The following is a 24,079-nucleotide window of genomic DNA, read 5'->3' on the forward strand; positions in this document are numbered from 1 at the left end:
GCGTTATCTAAGCGGCGCTGACGCGGACGCCGGCGGACTCCGGGGCGGGGTCCAGGTCCGACGGCGAACTGAGCGTGCCGCGCACGGCAGTGGCTGCTGCCACGACCGGGGAGACGAGATGCGTGCGGCCGCCCTTGCCCTGGCGTCCCTCGAAGTTGCGGTTGGATGTGGACGCACAGCGTTCACCCACCTCCAGCTGGTCCGGGTTCATGCCCAGGCACATGGAGCAGCCGGCGAAGCGCCATTCCGCACCGAAGTCCTTGAAGACCTTGTCCAGCCCTTCTGCCTCCGCCTCGAGGCGGACGCGTGCCGAACCCGGCACCACGAGCATCCGGATGTTCGGGTCCTTGGTGCGGCCGCGGATAACATCCGCGGCGGCGCGCAGGTCTTCCATCCTGGAGTTCGTGCAGGAGCCAAGGAAGACGGTGTCCACCCGGATCTCCTTCATCGGGGTGCCCGCCTCGAGCCCCATGTACTGCAGGGCGCGTTCGGCCGCGGCCTTGGCGTTTTCATCGCCGAAGTCCTCCGGAGAAGGGACCTTCGAGGAAAGGGAGACGCCCTGACCGGGGTTGGTGCCCCACGTAACAAACGGTTCCAGGGTGTCGGCGTCGAGGTCCACCTCGACGTCGAACCTTGCGTCGTCATCGGAACGGAGCGTGTCCCAGTATTCGACGGCGGCGTCCCACTCCGCGCCCTGCGGCGCGTGCGGGCGTCCGTACATGTAGTCGTACGTGGTCTGGTCCGGGGCCACCAGGCCCGCGCGCGCGCCTGCCTCGATGGACATGTTGCAGATGGTCATCCGGGCTTCCATGGACAGCGCGCGGATGGCTGAGCCGCGGTATTCCAGGACATAGCCCTGGCCGCCGCCGGTGCCGATCTTGGCAATGACGGCGAGGATGATGTCCTTCGCCGACACGCCGGGGCGCAGCGTTCCCTCGACGTTGATCGCCATGGTCTTGAACGGCTTGAGGGACAGCGTCTGGGTGGCCATGACGTGCTCCACCTCGGACGTGCCGATGCCCATGGCGAGTGCGCCGAACGCTCCGTGCGTGGACGTGTGCGAGTCGCCGCAGACCACGGTCATGCCGGGTTGCGTGAGTCCGAGCTGGGGGCCCACCACGTGGACGATGCCCTGCTCGGCATCGCCGAGGGAGTGCAGGCGGACACCGAATTCCGCGCAGTTGTTGCGGAGTGTCTGGATCTGGGTCCGGCTGGTGAGATCGGCGATAGGCTTGTCGATGTCCAGCGTGGGGGTGTTGTGGTCTTCGGTGGCGATGGTGAGGTCCGGGCGGCGCAGTTTGCGGCCGGCCAGGCGGAGCCCCTCGAAGGCCTGCGGGGACGTGACTTCATGCACCAGGTGGAGGTCGATGTAGAGAAGGTCCGGCTGGGCGTTGGCACCTTCGCCGTCGCCTTTGCGCACCACGTGCGCGTCCCAGACTTTCTCGGCCAATGTCTTTGCCATGGCCATCTCCCTTCACTGCAGTTGGCTGTTTACATCCACTGAACCAGCACGCCCGCGTAATGCGCCAGCGAGTTGACTTGCATCTCAGATAATGAGACGGCAATATCATTACATGGACAATTCTAGTGGAGTCGGTGTCATCGATAAAGCGGCCCATGTGCTTGACGCACTCGAGGCCGGCCCAACCACCCTGGCGCAGCTTGTTGCTGCCACGGGACTGGCAAGGCCCACCGTGCACCGGCTGGCACTGGCGCTGGTCCATCACCGGCTGGTCAGCCGAGACATCCAGGGCCGTTTTGTGCTCGGCAGCCGCCTGGTGGAGCTCGCCTCCGCGGCCGGCGAGGACCGCCTGATCGCCTCCGCCGGTCCGGTCCTGATGCAGTTGCGCGACGCCACCGGCGAGAGCGCGCAGATCTTCCGCCGGCAGGGTGACTGGCGCGTGTGCGTCGCCTCGGCCGAACGCCCCATCGGGCTCCGCGACACCATTCCGGTCGGCACGCAGCTGTCCATGAAGGCCGGCTCGGCTGCCCAGGTGCTGCTGGCGTGGGAGGACCACGACCGGCTCCTGGAAGGACTCCAGGCCGCGCGCTTCACGCCCACGGTTCTGGCCGGAGTACGACGGCGGGGCTGGGGCCAGAGCCTCGGCGAACGCGAGCCCGGGGTGGCCTCCGTCTCGGCCCCCGTCCGGGGTCCGTCCGGACGGGTGATTGCCGCCGTGTCGATTTCCGGCCCCATCGAGCGCCTCACGCGCCAGCCCGGCCGGCTGCACGCCGAAGTCGTCTGCAATGCCGCCCGCGTCCTCACTGAGGCGCTGCGCAAGAACAACGACTGAGCGTGCCCCGGATGTGACGCCGGCACGAAGTACGCTAGCGGCATGAAGAGCTATGCGGTGTTCCTTCGCGGCATCAACGTGGGCGGCATCAACATCAAAATGGCCGACCTCAAAAGCGCCCTGGCGTCGTGCGGCTTCACGGAAGTGAAGACGCTCCTGGCGAGCGGCAACGTGGCGTTGGCCAGCGAGCTCGGGGCCCCGGCAGTCAAGCAGGAAATTGAGGGCTGCCTGCGCAAGGAATTTGGCTATGACGCCTGGGTGGTGGTGCTGGGCGCCGACAAGGTTGCGGGGATCGTCGAGGCGTGCCCTTACCCGGCGGACGACAAATCCACGCACACGTACATCACGCTCGCTTCGGACACAGCCATGCTGGACGAACTGTTTGAGGCGGGCACCCGGCTGGACGGCACGCAGCAGCACCGCTTGGGGCCCGAGGCAATGGCTTGGCTGGCCCCGGCCGGCGGCACCCTGGACAGTCCGTTCAGCAAGCTGTCATCAAAACCGCGTTTTAAGTCCGGTACCACCACGCGCAACCTCCGCACCATGATCAAGGTGCGCGACGCCACGGCGGCGCTTCAGAACGGCTAATTGCGCACGGCGGACTTCAGGGCAGCGTTGAAGGACTTGAGCCTGCTTACTTCGGCTTCCACCGGCTCCACCACCAGCCGGTCCGCGACGGCGGCCACGGCCGCATTGAGCTTCTTCCGCCCGGCCGCCGCCCGGAGCCGGGCCGCCGCTCCGGCGATGAACTTCGCCGCGACGGCCAGGACAATCCCGAGCAACACTCCCCCGGCAATCATCAGCGTGGGCACGGGCCAGCCTTCCACCCGGGGTACCTCGGGAACCGGCAACAGCAGGTAGCCAAGTCCTGCCAGGACTCCCAGCCAGGCGAGGCCAGCCAAGGCTGCCAGGAGCGCCAGCCACTGGACAACGTTGAACAGTCCCCACCACCACGATTTGCGCCCGGCCAGCAGCTCGGTGCCGGCGATGGCCTGGTCCAGCGCATCAGGGAGCCGCTCCCGGCCCTCGCGTGCCGCACTGCGGATGGCCGCACGCCACGTACCCGGCGCCCCCGCGCTGGCCGCATCCGCGAACTCCCGCACGGCCGCATCAGTCCGGGCCCGTTCCGGCGCCGCGGCCGGAGGCAGTGAAGTCCTGTTGACCTCGGCACTGGCACCCTCGCGGCGCAGGTTAAGCCGCCGCAGCGGATCAGGACGGAACCGGACCAGCCAGCGGGTCAGCGGCCAGCCCGTGCGCCTGATGGATTCCTGCCGGTAGGACCGTGCCACGGCGTCGACCACGAGCGGGACGTTGGCGGCAGCCGCGAGCTCCCCGGCCAGGCGCGACCGCGTGCCGGCACGGACTCCGGCGGCCTCCCCCGTTCCGGATGCCGCCCCGAGCTGCGCGGATGCCCTGGACACATCCGCGGCCAGGCGCTGGGACAGTGCCTGCCGCTCGGCAACCACCCGGCGGATTGCCGCGCGGACCTTGTCCACTCCCGTTCCCACCACAGCCGACGCGGCCAGGACGTGAACCTGACCCAGGCCGTCCCGGGCAAGAATGCCTTTGAGTGACTCCAGCACTGGGGCGACGTCCGGCGGCGGCAGGCGATCGATCTGGTTGAGGACCACCAACGTGACGGCACCGTGCGACGCCAGCGGAGCCAGGAAATCGTTGTGCACGGCGGCGTCCGCGTATTTCTGCGGGTCAAGCACCCAGACGAGAACGTCCACCAGGCCCACCATCTGCTGCACAATTTCCCGGTTGGCGGCCTTCGTGGAGTCGAAGTCCGGCAGGTCAAGCAGGATCAGCCCAGTGCTTTCGTCGGCGAATCCGGGTACGGCAGCGGCAAGGTGCCGCTTGCTGACACCAAGCCAGTCCAGCAGCGGTTCGCTGCCCTCTGCTCCCCACACGCTCGCCAAAGGTTCCGACGTCGTTGGCCGGCGGGCTGCCGCCGTCGCAATTTCCGCGCCGTTGACCGCGTTGAACAGCGATGACTTTCCGCTTCCGGTTGCGCCAAAGAAGCCCACCACGGTGTGGTCCGATGACAGCGAGCGGCGGGAGCTGGCACGCTCCAGAACGTCAAGCACTTCATCCAGGACATCATCGGGCAGTACGCCGCCGGCTAGCTCGCGGGCGTCGTTGAGAGCCTCCAGCCGGGAGCCAAGGCGGGAGGCTTCCCGGGTACCGCTGTGCCGGCTCACGCTGACGCCGCCAGCTTCTCAAGAGCCGCCGCGTGCCCGGCCAGGACATCGGTCGACACGCCTACGGTGAAGTCCAACCGGTCCAGGAAGCGCTGCTGTTCGGCCTGCAGCAGCATGTGGCAGCGCGTGTTCAGGTCGTCCCGCGCTGTCTTCGCGAGGCGCCGTACGGCATCCTCGCCGAAAACAGCCTCCAGGAGCCGCTGCCCGACGACGGCGGTGCCGCCGGCCACTCCCAGCTCCAGGCCGGTTAGTCCGGCGGTCATGGAGAAGACGACGATCATGAGAGCGGCCCCCAGCCCGTTGATCCCGAAGGAGAGCCACCGGGCCTGCGTTCGCTTGCCTTGCCCTTCAGTACGGATGAGCTCCATGAGCCCTCCCTGCCACGCCCGGATCTCGGCCGCCACCTTGTCCGGGAAGCCGGCGCTGGTGCCGGAAAGGTCGTCGGTGCCCAATAGTTGCCTGCCCGCAGGGTCCGACCGCCAGCGCTGGTCGGTGTCCTCGGCCGCCTTGGCGGCTTCGTCCATGATGACGGCCTGCAGCCCGGTTTCGATGGCAGTTTCAACCCTGACAGCCGGAGCCGGCTCGCCGCGGAAGAACGCACCGAAACGGTCCCTCATGCGCCCGATGTTCTGCTCGAGGACGCGGAAGAATTCACCCGTGCCCACGAAGTCCTGCCAGCGGGCCAGGACTTCGCCGCGCAGGAGGGCACCGTCCCGGGTAGCTTCCAGGATCCTGGCCGCGGCGTCCCGGTGTGCTGTCCGGGCGTCCCTTGCTAGTAGTTCAGCCGCCTGCTGCTGCTCCCGCGACGCCTGGGCGACGGCCGTGACGCGCATGCCAAGGGCGCGCACCGCGCCGTTCAGTGTCCGGCGCGCAACCTCTGCCCGTCCGGCCGCGTCGGCGGCGAGTTCCCGCAGCCACCGTCCCAAGGGCTCCACGGCCTGGGCCGGCAGCATCCCAAGGCCGTCCAGGCCGAGCTCCGGGACAACGAACAGCTGCGCCCCGCCGAGCCCCTCGCGCTCCAGCATTGCCCGGAGGTCTGCGCTCACCTCCGCTTCGGCGGCGGGCGGGACGCGGTCCAGCACCACGGCCACCATGATGTCCCGGGAAGCGGCGTCGAGCAGCAGCCTCCAGGGCACGGCATCGGCGTAGCGGTTGGCGGTTGTGACAAAAACCCAGAGGTCGGCCGCCGCGAGCAGCTGGCCGGCGAGCTTCCGGTTCTCGTCTGAGATGGAATCGACGTCGGGAGCGTCCAGCAAGGCGATTCCTTCCGGCACCGCAGGGTCCCCCACGAGGACCAGGGACGATATCGCCGTCATGTCCGGTGCGGCGCCGGCGCGGTTGGCGGGAACCTGGCGGTCCACCACGGTGGCGCGGACGCGGTTCAGGCTCGGCAGAACCCGCTGGTCCTCGAACCAGCCGGCGTCCAGCGGGTGGTGCAGCAGGATGGGCTGCCTGGTGGTCGGCCGGATGGCGCCGGCCCTCGTGACGGGGTGGCCCACCAGGGCATTGACCAGCGTGGATTTTCCGGCGCCCGTGGATCCTCCCACAACCGCCAGCAGCGGAGCATCAAGGCTCCGGAAACGCGGGAGGATGTAGTCGTCGAGTTGGGCCAGTGAGTTCCGGACGCCGAGACGGGCGGCTTCAGCGCCTGGCAGCGCGAGCGGCAGAATCGCAGCAGCAAGGTCCAGGCGTACGTCTTCCAGCAGCGCCACGGCGGCGGCTAGCCGCGCCTTCTGCGCGGGATCAGGCGGGGGCGCACTCTCAGGTTGGGACGTCACAGCATCATCATGCCAGTTCAGCCTCGCTCCGGTGCATGAATTCGACGCAGTGGTGCGGCACGGAATGCGGGAGTGCGGGAGTGCGGAATGCGCGGGAAAACAAAACGGTCCCGGGCAATTGCCCGGGACCGTTTGATTGGTGACCCCAGCGGGATTCGAACCCGCGTTACCGCCGTGAGAGGGCAGCGTACTAGGCCGCTATACGATGGGGCCGTGTACTTCCGGATGACATTTCTGCCATCAGGCTCAGTGATTCTTTCACACACCGAACCGCAGTTTCAAATCGGCAAAGCCGGCTTGAAACCCCTGATCAGTTGCCCGCAAAGGCCCCTTTTCAGAGCTGGGATACCAGGACTCGAACCTAGAATGACGGTACCAGAAACCGTAGTGTTGCCAATTACACCATATCCCAATGGCACTTTCGGGCCGGACGTTCAGGTCTAAACCTTCGCTCCGAGCGCCTCAGCACGAGTAATTACTTTACCCGAGAGTTTTGGCTGGCACAAATCGAGGCGGCGCACACCCGCAGCATCAACGGCGGAGGGCGGCCGGGGCGGACCTCAGTGCACGCAGGCCGATAAAACCCTTGCAATTCCGGGGCAAATAAGTTTACGCTCGGTAAGTTACCAGACAGTAACAAGTCAACCCGCCCCAGCCGACGGGCGGCTTCACGCTCACTTTCAGGTGTTAGCTGCATCACTGTCGGGGTGTCCGGAAGTCAACCGCTTCCGGTGAGATCGTCGATAGGAATCCTCCGTGTCACAGAGTCGTGCCGCTGCTCCCCCGAAGACCCGCACCCGGGCTCAGCAGATTGCCATAGCCGTCCTGGCCCTGCTCCTGATTGCGCTGCTGGGTTTCTACACTGTGGTTACCGGGCGCATCACTGACGGATCCGCGCGGCTGAAGGACGGAGCCGGCCAGGCCTCCGCCGGGGCCGACCAGATCAAAGACGGTGCCGGGAAACTGTCCACCGGTGCCACGCTGGCCGACACCGGGGCAGGAAAGCTCGCCGCGGGAGCGCAGAAAATCCATGCCGGCATCAGCGACAAACTGGCGCCCGGTGCGGAGCAGCTCCAGGCAGGCGCCGGCAAACTCGCCACCGGAGCAGTCAAGATCGAGGCGGACGTCAACAACAAACTGGCCCCGGGCGTCTACAAGGTCGATGACGGTGCCCAGAAGCTCGCTGCCGGAGCGGTGCAGCTTTCCGCCGCCTTGACCCCCACCGCCGCAGGCAACGCGGAGAACAACCTGGCTGACGGCGCCACCCAGCTCGACCAGGGAGCCGCCCGGCTGGAAGCCGGTGCCGGCGAACTCGCTGCGGGGACGGATCAGCTCAAGGGATACCGCGGAGCCAACGGCGATCCCGGACAGGGAACGGGAACCGCGGCCCTGGCTCAGGCGCTGGATCTGTTGCAGGCGGCCGCCGATGACCCGTTCCAGGGCCTGGTGCCGCTGTCCGTCGTCAAGGACAAGATTGCGAAGATTGCCGCCGGTGCCCACAAGCTCGACTCCGGAGCCACCCAGCTCCAGTCCGGCGCGGGCCGCTTGCAGGACGGCACGTCACAGCTTCACGCCGGGACGGGCAAACTGACCGCCGGCTTCACCACGCTCAGCAGCAAACTCAACAGCCAGGACCCGGCGAGCCCCGGTGTTGTCCTGGGCACCCGGCTTCTCGCCGAGGGAACGGCCAAGATCCGGGTGGGCATGGACGGCGTGCCGGGCAGTCCGGACCACCCGGGCCTGCTCAAGGCCACAGCAAGCATGACAGAGGGCTCCGCCCGTCTGGCGTCCGGAACCGAGACCCTGAATGCAGGCATCAAGGGCGATCCCGCGGACCCGGCGAGCCCCGGTCTGCTCAGCGGTTCTGAAGCCCTTGCCAAGGGGGCCTCGGATCTCTCGGCAGGCAACAACAAGCTGGCCGCCGGTTCAACGCAGCTGGCTACCGGGGCAGGCAAGCTCGCCGACGGGAACGCAAAGGTGGCCGCGGGAACCGAGACGCTGCACTCCAGCGCGGCAGCCGTCTCACCGTCGGATATGGTCGGCCCGCCCGACGCCGGAACGGCCATGGGGCTGGTGGGTGCGCTTGGCGTCGGTTCAGTGGGTGCGTTCATGGTGCTGCGCAACAAGCGTCCGGACCCGGAAACCGACTGACGAGGTGTCTGCCGGCCCGGCCCTCGGCAGGGCCAAGCCGGCAGCAGACCGGGCAGTGACGCGCTACCCCAGCAGCTGCGCCAGGGACCCCACCTGGTGGCCCCCGAATGCCGATTCCGTTTCACGGGTACGGTTCAGCCAGACCCCCAGTAAACCCGCGGCCGTGGACCCCTCTGCGTCAAGGAGGCGGTTGTCCCCCACATAGAGCGTCTCCCGGGCGCTGCTGCCCAGGAGACGGACCCCTTCAAGGTAGATGGCGGGGTCCGGCTTGGGCACCCCCACGGTGTCCGTTCCCACCAGCACCCGGATGCGCTGCAGTCCGGCCGTGTCCAGCTTCGCGCGCTGGTAGTCGTGGACATTGTTGCTCACGGCACCATAGGGAATCCCGGCAGCGTCAAGGGCGTCCAGGAGCGGCGCTACGTCCTCGAACGCCCGGACGTAGCCGTGCTGCAGGGCGGCGTAGGACGTCACCCAGGCGTGGGACTCCTCGCCTTCTTCGAGCTCCACGCCGAAGTGGCCCAGGGCAGCCCGCCCGCGAAGCAGCCGCTGCTCGTTGAAGGTCAGCTCACCGGCGAGGTAACGGTCATAGAAATGCGTAGTCTCGTGCGTGAAGATCCGCCCGAACTTCTCCCACCCGACCTGGTCCAGGCCGGGCAGGAGGTGTTCGCTGACATCACGCAGCGCGGTGGTCATGGCGAATTCAAGGTCCACCAGCGTGTCGTCAATATCGAACAGGACACCCCGGATGACGCCAAAGGACGTGTGCAGGACACCGCCGCCGTCACCGCGCATGGCAGTCATTAGGCGCGGAAAGCGTGCAGGCGGGCCAGTGATGATTCCTTGCCCAGGATGACCATGGACTCAAAGAGCGGCGGGGAAATCCGCCGCCCGGAGATGGCCGTCCGGACAGGACCGAAAGCCAGCCGGGGCTTGATACCCAGATCCTCGACGAGGGCCTGCTTCAGCGCCGCCTGGATGTTCTCGGCGTTCCAGTCGGTGACGGCGTCGAGGGCGGTGATCGCGGCGTCCAGGACCTCGGTGAGGTTTTCCGGCAGCCCCTTGCGGGCATCATCCGCGATGTCGATTGCGTCATCGTTCTTGAACAGGAAGGAAATCATCTCGGGCGCTTCGCCCAGCAGTGCAATGCGCTCCTGGATAAGCGGTGCTGCCTCGGCAAGGATCTCCTCCTCGCGCGCCGTCAGGGTATCCCCCACCAGGTCTGCGGCGCGGAGGTACGGGACCAGGCGGCCCCTGAAGTCCTCCGCTGCCAACATCCGGATGTGGGTGCCGTTGATCGCTTCGGCCTTCTTGATGTCGAAGCGCGCCGGGTTGGCCAGGACGTCGTGGACGTCGAAGTTTTCGATGAGCTGTTCCACCGTGAAGATGTCCTCATCGGCGGACAGGCTCCAGCCCAGCAGGGAGAGGTAGTTCAGCAGGCCTTCGGGGATGAAACCGCGGTCCCGCAGCAGGAACAGGTTGGACTGCGGATCGCGCTTGGACAGCTTCTTGTTGCCCTCGCCCATGACGTAGGGAAGATGGCCGAACACCGGCATGTAGCTGGCGACGCCGATCTCCATCAGGGCCCGGATCAGCACCACCTGGCGGGGCGTGGAGGAGAGCAGGTCCTCACCGCGCAGAACGTGGGTGATCCCCATCAGGGCATCATCAACGGGGTTCACCAGGGTGTACAGCGGGGAGCCGTCGGCACGGACGATCACGTAGTCCGGGATGCTGCCGGCCTTGAAGGTAATGTCGCCGCGGACCAAGTCGGTGAACGTGACGTCCTCGTCCGGCATCCGGACGCGGAGCACGGGTTCACGTCCCTCGGCCTTGAACGCGGCAATCTGCTCGGCGCCGAGGTTGCGGTCGAAGTTGTCGTAGCCAAGCTTGGGGTCGCGGCCGGCCGCGCGGTGCCGGGCCTCCACTTCGTCCGGGGAGGAGTAGCACTCGTAGGCGTAGCCGGCGTCCAGGAGCTTGGCCACCACGTCCTTGTACAGGTCAAGGCGCTGCGACTGGCGGTACGGCTCGTGCGGGCCGCCCGTTTCGACGCCCTCTTCCCACGAGATGCCCAGCCACTTCAGGGCCTCGAGCAGCTGTTCGTAGCTCTCCTCGGAGTCACGTGCCGCGTCGGTGTCCTCGATGCGGAAGACGAATGTTCCCTGTGTGTGGCGGGCATAGGCCCAGTTGAACAGCGCAGTCCGGATCAGGCCCACGTGCGGGGTGCCGGTGGGCGACGGGCAGAACCGCACCCGGACCGGGGTTTCGGCGGTAACGGCAGGACTGGAGACGACGTTGGACACAGAAGGAGTAGTCATAGTGACTTCAACTTTACCGCCTGCACGGCGCGGAACTTCGCGGGGAAAAGCAACAGGCGCCGCGCGGGTCCGCGCAGCGCCTGCCGAAAGTACCGGGAGATGCCCTCAGCGGCGGACCACCGGATTGGAGAGGCGCCCGATCCCCTCGATCTCTACTTCGAAGCGGTCCCCGGCGGTGACCAGGCCAACGCCGGCGGGGGTTCCGGTCATGATGACGTCGCCGGGAAGCAGCGTGAAGGCGCGCGACACGACGGAAACCAGTTCGCGGACACCGCGGATCATCTGGCTGGTGCTGCCGTCCTGGCGCAGGTCACCGTTGAGCCGGCCCTGGATCTGCAGGTCATCGGTGTCGAGCTCGGTCTCGATCCACGGGCCCAGCGGTGCCGACGTGTCGAATCCCTTGGCGCGCGCCCACTGCAGGTCGGTCTTTTGGACATCACGGGCCGTGAGGTCGTTGCCGCAGGTGTAGCCGAAGATGACGTCGTCAACACGGTCCTCGGGAACGTCCTTGCAGATCCGTCCAATGACCACGCACAGCTCGGCCTCGAAGGAAACCTCGTCGGAGAATTCCGGCAGGACGATGGGATCGTTGGGCCCGATGACCGAGGTGTTGGGCTTCAGGAACAGCAGGGGCTGCTGGGGCACTTCGTTGCCAAGCTCCCGGGCGTGCTCAACGAAGTTGCGTCCCACGCCCACTACTTTGCTGCGCGGAATGATGGGGGCCAGCAGCCGCACGTCCTCAAGCTTGTACCTAAGGGTGGTTCGTTCCACGCCGTTGAAGAAGGGGTCGCCCTTGATGACAGTGACTTCCTCACTGCCGGGCTGGCCTTCAACTACGCCGTAGAGGGGATCGGAATCAGCTACAAAACGGGCGATACGCATGGTTCCTAGCGTACAGTCTCCGGCCCGACGTCCTGCTGCCGTTCGAGCCGCCGCCGTGACGGCGGGACACCGAGACGCCGGGACACCGGAGTGCAGTGACATCGCGACGCCGCTGCCAGGGCTTACGCCCGGAGGTACTCCAGCTGCGCGGCCACGGAGTTCTCTGCCGCACGCCGGACGGCGGGATCGACATCCGAATAGACGGCATCGGTAATTTCCGCGACGCCCGCGCCGGGTCCCAAGTCAGCGAGGGCTGCGCGGATCTGCGCGAGCCGTTCGAGCCGGTGGTTCCGGTAGGCGCGGACAACGGCATCAAGTGCGGGAAGCACCGGCCCGTGCCCGGGCAACACGGTGGCCGGCCCCAGCCGCTCCAGTCTGTCGAGGGTCGCCAGGTAGTCACCCAGCCTGCCGTCGGGAAAATCCAGCACCGTGGTGCCGCGGCCCAGGACGGTATCCCCGGTCAGTACCGCTCCGTGCGCGCCGTCGTGGGGCAGATGGAAACAGAGCGAGTCCGACGTGTGGCCGGGAGTGGCCATGACGTGCAGCTCGACTCCGGCGGCCCGGATGGTTTCACCGTGGGCAAGCGGCGTCCCGCCGTGGCAGTGCCACTCATCGGCAGCGCGGACGGGTGCGCCGGTGAGTTCGTGGAGGCGTGCGGCGCCTGCGGTGTGGTCCGCGTGGCGGTGGGTGATCAGGATGAGTTCCACTTCGACGGTCCCGGCCAGTTCCCGCAGGTGCTGTTCGTCCAGCGGCCCCGGGTCCACCACCACGGCGGTACCGGACCCCGGGCTGCCCAGCAGGTATGAATTGGTCCCGTCCAGGCTCATGGGTCCCGGATTGGGGGCCAGGCGGAATCGCGCCAGGTCGCTGGCCGTAAGAATCGATGGGCCTGATTCGGGAGTCACTGTCCCATCTTCGCACTTCTGAACTTCGCACCTCTGCTCGTCGAACTTCTGCGAAGGGAGGTCTCGGAGAGTTAGGGGCCGCGGTGCGCTCCCTATTAAGGTGCGCTCCCTATTAATAGGGAGCAAAGCACCAGTCGGGGCATGTTCAGGAAAGTACGACGCCGGGTGGTCCGCAAGCGTTGCGGGCCACCCGGCGTCGTGCGTCAGTCAGGACAGCTTAGGCGAGGCGCGTCAGCCAGCCGTGGGTATCCTCAACGATGCCGGTCTGGATGCCGAGGAGCTGCTCGCGGATGGCCATGGTGGTCCCCCTGCCTTCGCGTCCTCGGAGCCGATGAACTCCGTGGCATCCTTGAGGACACCGATGGGCGTGATGACGGCCGCCGTGCCGCAGGCGAACACCTCGGTGATTTCGCCCGACGCGACGCCGTCGCGCCATTCGTCCAGGGTGATCTTGCGTTCGGTGACAGCGCGGCCCATGTCCTTGGCCACCTGCATGACGGACATCCGGGTGACGCCTTCCAGGATGGTTCCGGTCAGCGCGGGCGTGACCAGCGAGCCGTCCTTCATAACGAAGAACACATTCATGCCGCCGAGTTCCTCAACAGCGTTGTCGTTGAACTGGTCGAGGAAGAGGACCTGCTTGCAGCCGTGGGCTTCGGCCTCCTGCTGGGCAATGAGGGACGCCGCATAGTTGCCGCCGCACTTGGCCGCGCCGGTGCCGCCGCGTCCTGCCCGGGCATACTCCCGCGAGATCCAGATGGACACGGGCTTCAGTTCACCGCCGAAGTAGTTGCCTGCGGGCGAGGCGATCACGCGGAAGGAGACCTCCCTGGCTGCCCGGACTCCCAGGAATGCCTCGGTGGCGATCATGAACGGACGGAGGTAGAGTGCCTCGCCGTCACCGGACGGCACCCATTCCCTGTCCGCCTGGACGAGCTCGCGGATCGCGCCGAGGAAGTACTCTTCGGGGAGTTCCGGGAGCGCCAGCCGGCGGGCCGACTTGTTCAGGCGCGCGGCGTTGGCCTCGGGACGGAAGGTCCAGACCGATCCGTCCGCATGGCGGTATGCCTTGAGCCCCTCGAAGATCTCCTGGCCGTAGTGCAGCACCGCTGCCGAAGGGTCGAGCGAAATGGGACCGTATGCCTCGACGCGCGCGTCATGCCAGCCGCCTTTGCCGTCCCCGTCGACGCTGTAGTCGACGATCGCGGTGTGGTCGGTGAAATAGTTGCCGAAACCTGGGTTCGCCAGGATGGCTGCACGCTCTTCAGCAGACTTCGGGGTTGCCGAGGGTTGCTGGGTGAATTCGACGCCATGGGCAGTCTGAGTCATGGTTCCTCCACGGTCGGCTGCCTGGTGTGTGAACGTGGTTCAGCGTCGGACCACGGCAGCATTTTGGTGATTCGAAACAAGCTTACGCCTGATGCGGGCCCCTACAGGGCGGCGGCGATGGCGTCGCCCACAGCGCTTGTGCTGCGTTCCTCGGCGTTGCGGCTTTCGACGTCGGCAATCACCGCAGCTTCGATCTTCTTCGCAGCGTCGGTGTAGCCGAGGTGGTCCAGGAGCATCGCGGCCGAGAGGATGGCCGCAGTGGGGTCTGCTTTCTGCTGGCCGGCGATGTCGGGAGCGGAGCCGTGCACCGGTTCGAACATCGACGGCGCGGTGCGCTCCATGTTGATGTTGCCCGATGCTGCCAGGCCGATGCCTCCGGTGACCGCCGCGGCGAGGTCGGTGATGATGTCGCCAAAGAGGTTGTCCGTAACGATCACGTCGAAGCGCGAAGGGTCGGTGACCATAAAGATCGTCGCTGCGTCGATGTGCAGGTAGTCGTGCGTGACGTCGGGGAATTCCTGGGCCACGGCTTCAACGGTGCGCTTCCACAGGTGGCCTGCGTAGACCAGCACGTTGTGCTTGTGCACCAGGGTGACGTGCTTGCGGGGACGCTCGCTGGCCCGGCGGAACGCATCGCGGACCACCCGTTCCACGCCGTGGGCGGTGTTCAGCGAAACCTCGGTGGCAACCTCATGCTTGGTGCCGGCGCGGAGAGTGCCGCCGTTGCCTACATAGGGCCCTTCGGTGCCTTCGCGGACCACAATGAAATCAATCTTGCCGGGGTTGGCCAGCGGACTGCCCACGCTGCCGAAGAGGCGCGACGGGCGCAGGTTGACGAAATGGTCCAGGCTAAAGCGGAGCTTCAGGAGCATCTCCCGCTCGATGATGCCGGACGGGATCCGGGTGTCACCGGGAGCCGCGCCGACCGCGCCGAACAGGATGGCGTCACGGGTGCGGAGATCACTGAGCACTTCCTCCGGAAGGGTCTCGCCGGTCTCCAGCCAGTGCTGGGCTCCCAGCTTGTAGTGGGTCTGGTCCAGGGTGACGCCTTCAGCGGCCACAACCTTCTCCAGGACCTTCAAGGCTTCGGCGATGACCTCGGGGCCGATGCCGTCGCCGGGAATGACAGCAAGATTAATCGTGGATGCGCTCATGGTTTCAGGGTAGCCAAGCCATCCACATAATGGTCAAGTTGTCTCAATATCCGAACACTCCGGGGCCGGTCCGGGACCTCAGCGCGCCGGCACCGGTGAGGCCACCACGGCCACGTTCTTTCCCCACGGATCCTCGGTGTAGCAGCTGATGAGAACCAGCCGGTTGGGTGCAACCGCCCAGATGGGGCTGTCCTTCAAGGTGGCTTTCGTGTATGTGGTGACCGAATCCACCCTGTACGTCATGGTGCCGGTTGCGGTGGTGACTGTAATTTCATCCCCGGCCGCGGCGGCTGAACTCAAGTGGTTGAAAGGCGCATCGAGCCCGATCCAGCTGTGCCCGATGACGTAGGTCGTATTTGTGGAGCCGGCTCCCGGCGTCCCGAACGGCGTCAGCCAGTAGGCGTCCATTGTTTCCGGCGGCTCGATGCTGTGGCTGTCGGCATCGGCGGAATCGGGCGCCAGGGGGTTCACCACCACGTCCATACCGGCGGCCGGGTACGTAACCCGTTGCGGCGGCGACGCGGCCGGATAGGAAACGGCGGGCGGCGCTGTGGACGAAACTCCTGTGGGCGTAGCTGTGGGAACCAGGGCTGAGGGCCAGACCTCCTGGACGGATCCGGAGAGAACAGTTCCCGTTGAATCGCCAGAGGCGATCGGGCTATGGCCTCCGGTTCCGGAGACTCCGTAGACCAGCCAGGCCGTCAACAACCCCACAGCGCAGAGCGCTAATACCAGTAGGTCCCGGAAGCTGAGAAGCAGGCCACGGATAGCGGGAAAACTGATGCGGCGGGCCCTGCGGTGACTGACCATTGAGGCTCCTCAAATGCCGAACCGGGCTAAATGGGAGGGCGGGTGCCGTGGTTTCACGGCACCCGCCCGTTGGATTGAGCTAGCCGTTCGCGCCGCGGGACCGCAGGCTGCCCTTGACCAACACCCATGCACCTACTGCGCTGAAGAGGACAGTCAATGCAGCCAGCCATGCAGGAACACCGGGGCCGGAGCTGCCAACGGCAGTCTGGACGTTGTATCCAACATTGCTCGCTGCCGGGACACCGGTGGCAGCGGCCCCCTGGGGAGCCGCGGATACGGGAGCGACCGTGGCTGCCAGCGGCGCAGCCGCTGGAGGTGCTACCGCAGGAGGGGCTGCCGCAGGCGGGGCAGCAGCCGGCGGAACAACCGCAGGCGGGACAACCGAGTCAACCGGGACGACAGCTGGCGGCACGACCGCCGGCGGCTCCACCGGGCCGGGATCAACCGGACCAGGATCAACCGGGCCGGGATCCACGGGGCCGGGATCCACCGGACCGGGATCAACCGGGACAACAGGGCCAGCCACAACGCAGCCGTTGGCCAGCAAAGCAATGTTCTCCGGCGTCAGGTTCTGCCCGTCGGGCATATCGTCCCCGGAGTTTGCCGGCACAATGTCGCCGGTATCCCCCACATGTGCCGACAAAGCGTTCAGGCTGATCGTCTCAAAAAGATAGGGGTTGGATGCAGAGCCGGTGGCGTGGCAAATACTGATCTTTCCCGGGGGCGCGGCGTTCGCCGCAACTGTGGCGCCCATGAGTCCCAGGCCCACCACCCCCAGAGTGGCGATAGTGCGTTTCATTTTCGGTCCCTCCATAGCAAATCCGATTCGAACTGACCAGACTGCGCGGAGTAACCGTCTTGAGAACAGGAACTGCAAAACCTGTGTGAGACCTCAATGAGGGAAATGAATGGTGACAGTTACTCCCCAGAATTCGTCATCAGTTCGCTTGCCTTTTCAGGCTAGGTTTGCGGCACAGGTTAAACCCGAGTAACGGGTACGCGATTACCCGACCGGGCGCGGCTACCTACTACCTGCTTCATGAATATATTCACTCGCATGCATAGACAGGACTACGTGGAAGCAGCCCGTGTGTGGAGCCCAAAACGTCTATGGAAACCGTCGTCCTGAAGGCAAAATAACGCTCCCCCACCTGTTGAGACAGGGGAGGGAGCGTTGGGTAATTGCTGAAGGCGCTGCAGGAGCGTCTGGCGCTCAACTAGGCTTCGGCAGGTTCCTCGTACTTCGGGAAGATCGGGGCCGGGGCGGGGAGTTCGGTGCCGGGAACCAGCGGGGTGGCAATCGCCGCGAACCGGCGGGCATCCCCTTCGGGCTGGCCGAGCGTCTCCAGAAGAGCGGAGGACGCCGTCGGCATCACCGGCTGGACCAGGATGGCCACGATCCGCAGCACCTCCAGGGTCACGTACAGCACAGTGTTCATCCGCTCGACGTCGGTCTTCCGCAGGACCCACGGCGCCTGATCGGCGAAGTAAGCATTGGTGTCGCCAAGAACGCCCCAGATCGCCTCCAGCGCGCGGCTGAATTCCTGCTTCTCGAACGCAGCCCGGGCGGCGTCCAGCAGACCGTTGGCCTGGGCCAGCAGCGCGGTGTCCTGGGCAGAGAACTCGCCCGGCACGGGCACCCGGCCTTCGCAGTTCTTGGCCACCATGGACAGCGACCGCTGCGCCAGGTTCCCGAAGTTGTTCGCGAGGTCGGCGTTCATCCGGCCGACGATCGCTTCGTGGTTGTAGTTGCCGTCGGCGCCGAAGGGCACTTCGCGGAGCAGGAAGAACCGGACCTGGTCCAGACCGTACTGTGCCACGAAGTCGGCCGGCGCCACCACGTTGCCCAGGGACTTGGACATCTTGACGCCGTTGTTCTGCAGGAAGCCGTGGATCATGACCCGCTTGGGGAGCTCCAGTCCGGCGCTCATCAGGAACGCGGGCCAGTAGATGGCATGGAACCGGGAGATGTCCTTGCCGATCACGTGGACGTCCGCCGGCCAGTACTTCGCAAAGGACTCCGACTCGACGTCGGGGTACCCTACCCCGGTGAGGTAGTTCGTCAGCGCGTCCACCCAGACGTACATAACGTGCTTGTCGTTGCCGGGGACCGGGACACCCCAGTCGAAGCTGGTCCGGCTGATGGACAGATCCTCCAGGCCGCCCCGGACAAAGCTCACCACCTCGTTGAAGCGGTACTGCGGGGCACCGAACTCGGGATGCTCCTCGTACAGCGCCAGCAGCTTGTCCTGGTAGGCGGAAAGCCGGAAGAAGTAGCTTTCCTCGGCCGTCCAGGTCACCTCGGTGTCCGTTTCGCGCGAGTAGCGCACGCCGTCGTCCTTGACTACGGTCTCGTCCTCCACGTAGTACGCTTCGTCACGGACCGAGTACCAGCCTTCGTATTTGGACAGGTAGATGTCCCCGTTGGCTTCCATCTTCTTCCAGATAGCCTGGGACGCGGCGTAGTGGTCCTCGTCCGTGGTCCGGATGAAACGGTCGTAGGAGATGCCCAGGTCAGCATGGGCGGCTTTGTAGATCTCGGCATTCCGGTCCACCAGCTCCTTGGGCGTTATGCCTTCCTTCTCCGCCGCCTGCGCGATCTTCATGCCGTGCTCGTCCGTGCCGGTCAGGAAGAAGACGTCATAGCCGTCCAGTCGCTTGAACCGGGCCATTGCGTCGGTGGCGATGTACTCATAGGCATGGCCGATGTGTGGCACACCATTGGGGTACGTGATGGCAGTGGTGATGTAGAACGGGGTCTGGGCTGAAGACGACACTCTGGGAAGTTACCTTTTTCGAAAGCGGTGGCGGGACCGGCAGCGGGGAACGCTACCCCTAAATCTAGATCAGTTCGGTCAGCGTATCGCTCAGCCGGACAAGTTCGTGGTCATGTGAAGCCACCAGCACAGCAATTCCGTCGGACGTGGTGTCCTTGAGGATGCTGATGATGCGGTTGGCCGAGGTGCGGTCCAGGCTCGCCGTGGGTTCATCCACCACCAGCACTCGGGTTCCGAGGATCAGGGCGCGGGCGATAGCTACGCGCTGACGCTCACCGCCGGACAGCTGCGCGGGCCGGTGCCGCATGCGCCGCCCCAGGCCAACGAGGTCCAGAAGGTCCTTGGCCATGTCCCGGCGCTGGTCCACTTCGCCGTCCGGTACGGCCGGCAGCAGCACGTTCTCGAGGGCGCTCATGCCGTCAATCAGGGCCCCGCCCTGGTCAACGTAGCCGATCAGGGCACGGCGGCGGTCGGCGATTTCGTCGTCGCCCATGCTCTCCAGCGACTGGCCTTCCCAGAAGACCCGGCCCGACGTCGGGAGCGTGAGTCCCGCCCCGACGGTCAGGATGCTGGTCTTGCCGGAACCGCTTCGGCCGGCCACGCAGTGCATTTCCCCTGCGTGAAGGGTCAGGTCGAAGCCTTCGACGACATTGACTGCGTCGGCGCCGCCCTTCTGGCCGCCGTAACGGATGGTGATGTTGCTCAGTTCCAGGGGGGTCCCGTGGTCCGCGGCCTTCAGGATGGTGTTGGCACGGGTCTGGAGCGAGCCGTCCCCGGCGTCATCCTGGGGAATCCCGTCGAGATTCAGGTCGTTGTTCATTGGACCACTTTCGTTGCAATTGGAATCCAGCAAAGTACAGCCACGAGTCCGGCCAGGGCGGCCCAGAGTGCGGCATAGGGTGCGAGCAGGAGGCCGATGCCGAGGGCGCCGACCACGCCGAGCGGCAGTGCCACTGTGCCCACAAGGGCGTTTTCGAACAGCCGGACCTGGCCCAGCATGTCCGGGTTCCAGCCCATCGCTTCGAGGGTGCCGAGGTACTGGCGTTTGGCCTGCAGCTCAAAGCGGCCCGTGACGAGGGTCAGCACCAGCCCCACGGCCACGCCGGATAGGGCCAGCACAATGCTTGGCAACGCCACGCTGGCCGCCGCGAGTCCGCTTAGGGCGCTGGCGCCGGCAGCCCGGGGAATGTCGATGAGCAGGGCTATCAGCCCGCCCACTGCCGCCCCGAACACGCCCACCGCCACCGCGAGGGAGATGGTGTTGAACTTGTTGGTGCTCAGCTGCCGGTTGGCGAAGGTCAGCGGGGAGTCGACGGCGATCAGCCGCTCGTCGTGCTGCGGTTCCTGGTCCACTTCATCGCGGTGCCTCAGCTGCCGCGCGGCAAAGTAGGCGGCGGCGAGGTAGAGCACCAGTACCGAGGCGGAGACGGTGACCGTGGCGAGGTTCCAGCTGACCAGGCTCAGGATGGTGCCGGCAATCGCCAGCAGGGCCGCTCCGACACCGAATTCGGCGAGCACCCAGCTGCGGATCCTCTTCTGGGTCCAGCCCATGGCACGCAGCGTTCCGGCTTCGAGGCGGCGCTGGCGGATGTAGCTGACGGTGGACGCGCCTGTGAGCAGGGCCGCACCGCAGAGGGTGAGGAACAGCAGTGTCAGGTTGGTTCCGGTCAGCGAGCCTGACACGGCGTCGGCCGCGTTCTGGCGGACCCAGGACTGGGTGACAGTGCCCAGCGCGGACTCCTTGCCGGCGTCGTCCTTGGAGTAGCCGGGGACGAAGATGTTGGCGTCTTCACGCGCGGAGCCGGCAACCACAGTGGCCTCAAGGCCCATGTCGCGGATCTCGTTGGCGAGCTGTTCAACTTCCGGCTGCGACTGCTTCCAGCTGCCCGGCGCCTTGGCCCGGACACGGACCGCATCGATGACCGATGCGTTCTTTTCGAAGCCCCGCGCGGCGGCCAGGCCGTAGTAGTCCGTGATGGCGCCGGCGGACTGGCTGACCAGGCCCGTGGCGCTCAGCGACGGCTTCAGTTCGGTGTTCTCCACCTTCTTGCCGTCGGCGTCTTCAGTCAGGGTCAGCGGTGTGGGGTCGTAGCCGCCGAGGGGCAGCCGGTTGATGTCCCCGGCGGCTTCCTTGACCTTCTCGGGATCAAAAGTTCCGTAGACCATGGCCAGCGGTGCAGCGACCTTGGTGCCCGTCTCCAGGCTTTCGCGGTAGGAGCGCTCGTCCACGGGCGCGCGCTGGGTCTGGTCGACGGGCGCACCGCCGGCCCCCTTCTCCGGGAGCCGGTTGACGGTCACCCACTCCCCCGGCGTTGCGGTCTTGTCAACGGCGCCGTTTCCGGCGGTCGAGCCGTCGGTGTACTTGGGGGCGGAAGCGAAGTCGGTGCTCCAGGTTGCCGGGTTGTACAGGCCCTGGCTGAAGTTCCCGGTGTTGCCCAGGAGCTTGGAGTAGTCCTGCGAGCCCGGCCAGGAGAGTGCGAACGGGGACTTGGAGACGAACGGCAGGTAGTCCTTGTCCAAGGAGCGGGTCACGGTGCCGACGTCTTTGACCACGTTGCCGGAATCGTCGATTTCCTCGATCTTGACCGAGTACTTGAGATCCAGCGAGGTGCCGGAGCGGACAATCAGCGGGATGGCCTGGGAGTCGGCGGTGAGCTGGCCGTCGCGCTTGGCCTGCTGGTACTGGGTCATCAGCGGCGCCCAGTACTTGAGCTTTACGCCGAGGAAGTCGGGCCCCTGTTGCAACTCCTCCATGCTGATGCCGGTGGTGAAGAGGCTCTCGAAGTGCCGGCCGATTGCTCCGGCATTGCGGGCATCAGCCGGCGGCGCCTTTTCGAGCGGTGCCAGGAAGTCACCGGCAGTGCCCAGCAGGGCACGCTCGGAGATGGGGTCGACGGCGACGACGGACTCCGTCACCTGGGGCGCCAGCGGGAGGGACACTGACAGGTTGAACAGGTTATGTTCCGAACCCCCGGCCGGAGCCGGGAACTTGATCCCTGTTTCGCCTTCAGCGCCCGCAATGCGGATGCTCTTCCCACCGGGGGTCTGATCCTCGACGAGCCGGCCCTTGCCGAGGGATCCCTCTGCCATGGATTTGAACAGCGTCTGTTCGGATTTGCCGTCGGAGCTGACGGCGCTGGCCGTCATCCGGTATTTCTTGGCCTGGTCGGTGAGGACTGATTCCGCAGCCGGCCACTTGCTGGGGTCGGTCCCGCCGGGTTGCCCCGCCGTTGCCGTGCCCACCAGGCCGGCGTTGAAGCCCAGGTAGTCCATGGCGTCAAGCCGCGGGGACTCAAGGTTCTGGGATACCCGGGACACCAGACTGATCGGGGCTGCCACGGAGGTGCCCGAGAGCTTCCTGATGCCGTCCAGCTGATCGAAGCTGATGCCACCCTGGCCGTTGGCGATTTCCGGCTGCATCAGCGCGCCGCCGGAACCTGCCTTGGCCTGGACCAGGATGTCGTACAGGCCTCGGGAATTCTCGTCGACTGTTCGGTTGAGCGCCGCCTGCGACTGGCCTGGATGAGGACGGACAGGCACATGGCGACGATCAAAATGGCCGCGGTCAGCAAAAGCACTCGGCTTCTGATGAACCTCTGGACGGCGTTCATTGGGCTCCCTGAAAGCTGGATTGCGTGTGTGCACACCTCAGTCACACCTCAATGGCGTGAAGGCGTCCCCTGCCGGGCGTGCAAAAGATAATGGCCGGTCTGCCAGCCGGATCCGAAAATCGGACCCAGCCATTGTACGCAGACCGGCCAATCATACGTGGCAGAAGTTAACCTCTGTCACGGGAAGTTCACCGAATAGGCGGGAGGTCAGTCTTCGAGATCGACTTCGCGCACCATCTCCGCACCGATGCCTGCCTTGATTGCGTCAAGGACCTGCTGCGGAACCGAGCTGTCGATGGTCAGGAGCGCCAGGACCTGGCCGCCTTCAGCCTGGCGTGCAACCTGCATGCCGGCGATGTTGATGTTGTTCATGCCCAGGATGTGCCCGATGGTGCCGATCACGCCGGGGCGGTCAGCATAGGCCACCACCACGAGGTGCTCGCTGATGGGGATTTCCACCTCGTAGCCGTTGACGCCAACGAGCTTCTGGATCTGCTTGGGTCCGGTCAGGGTTCCGGCTACGGAGATCTGGCTGCCGTCGCTCAGCGCGCCGCGCAGGGTCAGGACGTTGCGGTAGGACTCGGTGTCCGGCGTGGTGATGAGGCGGACGTTGATGCCCCGCTGCTCGGCGATGACCGGCGCGTTGACGTAGGAGACCTGTTCGGTCACGACGTCGGCGAAGATGCCCTTGAGCGCGGCCAGTTCCAGGACCTTGACATCAAGGGAGGAAATCTCGCCGGCAACCTCGACGTCGAACTGCGTCAGGGACGCGTGCGTCAGGGCGGTGAAGATCCGGCCCAGCTTCTCAATCAGCGGGATGCCCGGGCGGACGTCCGGAGCAATGACGCCGCCGGCAACGTTTACCGCGTCAGGGACGAGTTCCCCGGCCAGGGCCAGGCGGACGGACTTGGCAACGGAGACGCCGGCCTTTTCCTGCGCTTCGTCGGTGGATGCGCCCAGGTGCGGGGTGACCACCACGTTGTCCATGTCAAAGAACGGCAGGTCGGTGCTGGGTTCCTTGACGAAGACGTCGACGCCGGCTCCGGCGATCTCGCCGTCCTTCAAGGCCGCGTGGAGCGCTTCCTCGTCCACCAGGCCGCCGCGGGCGACGTTGATGACGTAGGCGGTCTTCTTCATCTTCTTGAACGCCTCGGCGCCGAGCATGCCGACAGTCTCAGGCGTCTTGGGCATGTGGATGGTGATGAAGTCGGACTGCGCCAGCAGTTCGTCAAGGGTCACCAGCTGTACGCCCAGCTGGGCTGCGCGGGCAGACGTGATGTAGGGGTCGTAGGCCAGGATCTTGGTGTCGAAACCCTTGAGCCGGGCAGCCACGAGGGCACCGATGCGGCCCAGGCCGATGATGCCGATCTTCTTTTCGTAGAGTTCGATTCCGGTGTACTTGGAGCGCTTCCACTCGCCGTCCTTGAGCGCGGCACTGGCCTGCGGGATGTGGCGGGCGAGGCTCAGGATGTGGCCCACGGTAAGTTCGGCGGCGGAAACGATGTTCGACGTCGGTGCATTGACCACCATGACACCGGCCTGGGTTGCGGCCTTGATGTCCACGTTGTCCAGGCCTACGCCGGCGCGGGCGATGACTTTAAGGTTCTTGGCGGCGGCGATGGCCTCGGCGTCCACCTGCGTGGCGGAGCGGACCAGGATGGCGTCAACATCCGCGATGGCTGCGAGCAGCTGGGAACGGTCGGCGCCGTCGGTCTGGCGGATTTCAAAGTCCGGGCCGAGGGCCTCGACTGTGGCGGGTGAAAGTTCTTCGGCGAGCAGTACTACGGGTTTTGACACGGCTGATCCTCTGCGTTGCAGTCCGGGGGATAAATCAAGTCTAGGCTGACGGAAAGGCCGGGCTCACATTGT

General features: G+C 66.0%; 16 protein-coding genes, 2 tRNA genes and 2 pseudogenes. 3 read left to right on the top strand and 17 right to left on the bottom strand.

The genetic code is table 11. The features are described from left to right. Window positions 1-7: 7 nt before the first annotated feature. Window positions 8-1,462, bottom strand: coding sequence for a 3-isopropylmalate dehydratase large subunit (gene leuC / locus FCN77_RS16510; protein ID WP_137323143.1), 1,455 nt, complete (start codon window positions 1,460-1,462; stop codon window positions 8-10). A 112-nt stretch (window positions 1,463-1,574) separates the two neighbouring features. On the opposite strand from leuC, the gene FCN77_RS16515 reads away from it, so the two are divergent. After that, complete coding sequence (locus tag FCN77_RS16515) at window positions 1,575-2,294, top strand: IclR family transcriptional regulator (RefSeq protein ID WP_011692361.1); 720 nt, start codon at window positions 1,575-1,577, stop codon at window positions 2,292-2,294. Window positions 2,295-2,336: 42 nt separating this feature from the next. Then, entirely contained in the window at window positions 2,337-2,882 is a 546-nt protein-coding gene (locus FCN77_RS16520) for a DUF1697 domain-containing protein (protein ID WP_137323144.1), read from the top strand. On the opposite strand, the gene FCN77_RS16525 is transcribed toward FCN77_RS16520, so the two are convergent. From FCN77_RS16525 to FCN77_RS16540, 4 genes are all read right to left on the bottom strand, one after another. Further along, the gene (locus tag FCN77_RS16525) at window positions 2,879-4,498 is read right to left on the bottom strand and encodes a GTPase (RefSeq protein WP_137323145.1); all 1,620 of its coding nucleotides are present in this window, start codon (window positions 4,496-4,498) and stop codon (window positions 2,879-2,881) included. The two genes, FCN77_RS16520 and FCN77_RS16525, sit on opposite strands and share 4 nt — an antisense overlap. Then, the gene (locus FCN77_RS16530; RefSeq protein WP_137323146.1) at window positions 4,495-6,276 is read right to left on the bottom strand and encodes a dynamin family protein; all 1,782 of its coding nucleotides are present in this window, start codon (window positions 6,274-6,276) and stop codon (window positions 4,495-4,497) included. The genes FCN77_RS16525 and FCN77_RS16530 overlap by 4 nt, the downstream gene beginning before the upstream one ends. Window positions 6,277-6,413: 137 nt before the next feature. Beyond that, window positions 6,414-6,489 (bottom strand) — tRNA-Glu (locus FCN77_RS16535). A 127-nt stretch (window positions 6,490-6,616) separates the two neighbouring features. Continuing rightward, a tRNA-Gln gene (locus tag FCN77_RS16540) sits at window positions 6,617-6,688 on the bottom strand. A 344-nt stretch (window positions 6,689-7,032) separates the two neighbouring features. Between FCN77_RS16540 and FCN77_RS16545 the strand changes: the two genes are divergently transcribed. Then, entirely contained in the window at window positions 7,033-8,427 is a 1,395-nt protein-coding gene (locus FCN77_RS16545; protein WP_137323147.1) for a hypothetical protein, read from the top strand. A gap of 63 nt (window positions 8,428-8,490) precedes the next feature. On the opposite strand, the gene FCN77_RS16550 is transcribed toward FCN77_RS16545, so the two are convergent. From FCN77_RS16550 to serA, 12 genes and pseudogenes are all read right to left on the bottom strand, one after another. Further along, window positions 8,491-9,228, bottom strand: a complete 738-nt coding sequence (locus FCN77_RS16550; RefSeq protein WP_137323148.1) for an HAD family hydrolase — start codon at window positions 9,226-9,228, stop codon at window positions 8,491-8,493. Continuing rightward, the gene (gene gltX, locus FCN77_RS16555) at window positions 9,228-10,742 is read right to left on the bottom strand and encodes a glutamate--tRNA ligase (RefSeq protein ID WP_137323149.1); all 1,515 of its coding nucleotides are present in this window, start codon (window positions 10,740-10,742) and stop codon (window positions 9,228-9,230) included. The genes FCN77_RS16550 and gltX overlap by 1 nt, the downstream gene beginning before the upstream one ends. Window positions 10,743-10,847: 105 nt before the next feature. Further along, window positions 10,848-11,624: a fumarylacetoacetate hydrolase family protein gene (locus tag FCN77_RS16560; RefSeq protein WP_137323150.1), complete on the bottom strand. Its 777-nt coding sequence runs from the start codon at window positions 11,622-11,624 to the stop codon at window positions 10,848-10,850. 122 nt (window positions 11,625-11,746) lie between these two features. After that, the gene (locus tag FCN77_RS16565; RefSeq protein WP_137323151.1) at window positions 11,747-12,529 is read right to left on the bottom strand and encodes an MBL fold metallo-hydrolase; all 783 of its coding nucleotides are present in this window, start codon (window positions 12,527-12,529) and stop codon (window positions 11,747-11,749) included. A gap of 217 nt (window positions 12,530-12,746) precedes the next feature. Further along, a pseudogene (locus FCN77_RS16570) lies at window positions 12,747-13,858 on the bottom strand (branched-chain amino acid aminotransferase). A gap of 101 nt (window positions 13,859-13,959) precedes the next feature. Further along, the gene (locus FCN77_RS16575) at window positions 13,960-15,012 is read right to left on the bottom strand and encodes a 3-isopropylmalate dehydrogenase (RefSeq protein WP_137323152.1); all 1,053 of its coding nucleotides are present in this window, start codon (window positions 15,010-15,012) and stop codon (window positions 13,960-13,962) included. Window positions 15,013-15,090: 78 nt separating this feature from the next. Continuing rightward, window positions 15,091-15,822, bottom strand: a complete 732-nt coding sequence (locus FCN77_RS16580) for a class F sortase (RefSeq protein WP_137323153.1) — start codon at window positions 15,820-15,822, stop codon at window positions 15,091-15,093. Between the two features lie 79 nt (window positions 15,823-15,901). Further along, window positions 15,902-16,621, bottom strand: coding sequence for a hypothetical protein (locus FCN77_RS26035; RefSeq protein ID WP_175417293.1), 720 nt, complete (start codon window positions 16,619-16,621; stop codon window positions 15,902-15,904). 418 nt (window positions 16,622-17,039) lie between these two features. Then, the gene (metG, locus tag FCN77_RS16590; protein ID WP_137323154.1) at window positions 17,040-18,599 is read right to left on the bottom strand and encodes a methionine--tRNA ligase; all 1,560 of its coding nucleotides are present in this window, start codon (window positions 18,597-18,599) and stop codon (window positions 17,040-17,042) included. Window positions 18,600-18,663: 64 nt separating this feature from the next. Further along, complete coding sequence (locus tag FCN77_RS16595) at window positions 18,664-19,419, bottom strand: ABC transporter ATP-binding protein (protein ID WP_137323155.1); 756 nt, start codon at window positions 19,417-19,419, stop codon at window positions 18,664-18,666. Next, window positions 19,416-22,210, bottom strand: a pseudogene (locus FCN77_RS16600) (ABC transporter permease). Before FCN77_RS16600 ends, FCN77_RS16595 begins: the two are co-directional and overlap by 4 nt. Window positions 22,211-22,417: 207 nt before the next feature. Beyond that, window positions 22,418-24,007: a phosphoglycerate dehydrogenase gene (serA, locus tag FCN77_RS16605; RefSeq protein WP_104175369.1), complete on the bottom strand. Its 1,590-nt coding sequence runs from the start codon at window positions 24,005-24,007 to the stop codon at window positions 22,418-22,420. Window positions 24,008-24,079: the final 72 nt, after the last annotated feature.

The sequence above is a fragment of the Arthrobacter sp. 24S4-2 genome (assembly GCF_005280255.1).
In the GTDB taxonomy this organism is placed as follows: domain Bacteria; phylum Actinomycetota; class Actinomycetes; order Actinomycetales; family Micrococcaceae; genus Arthrobacter.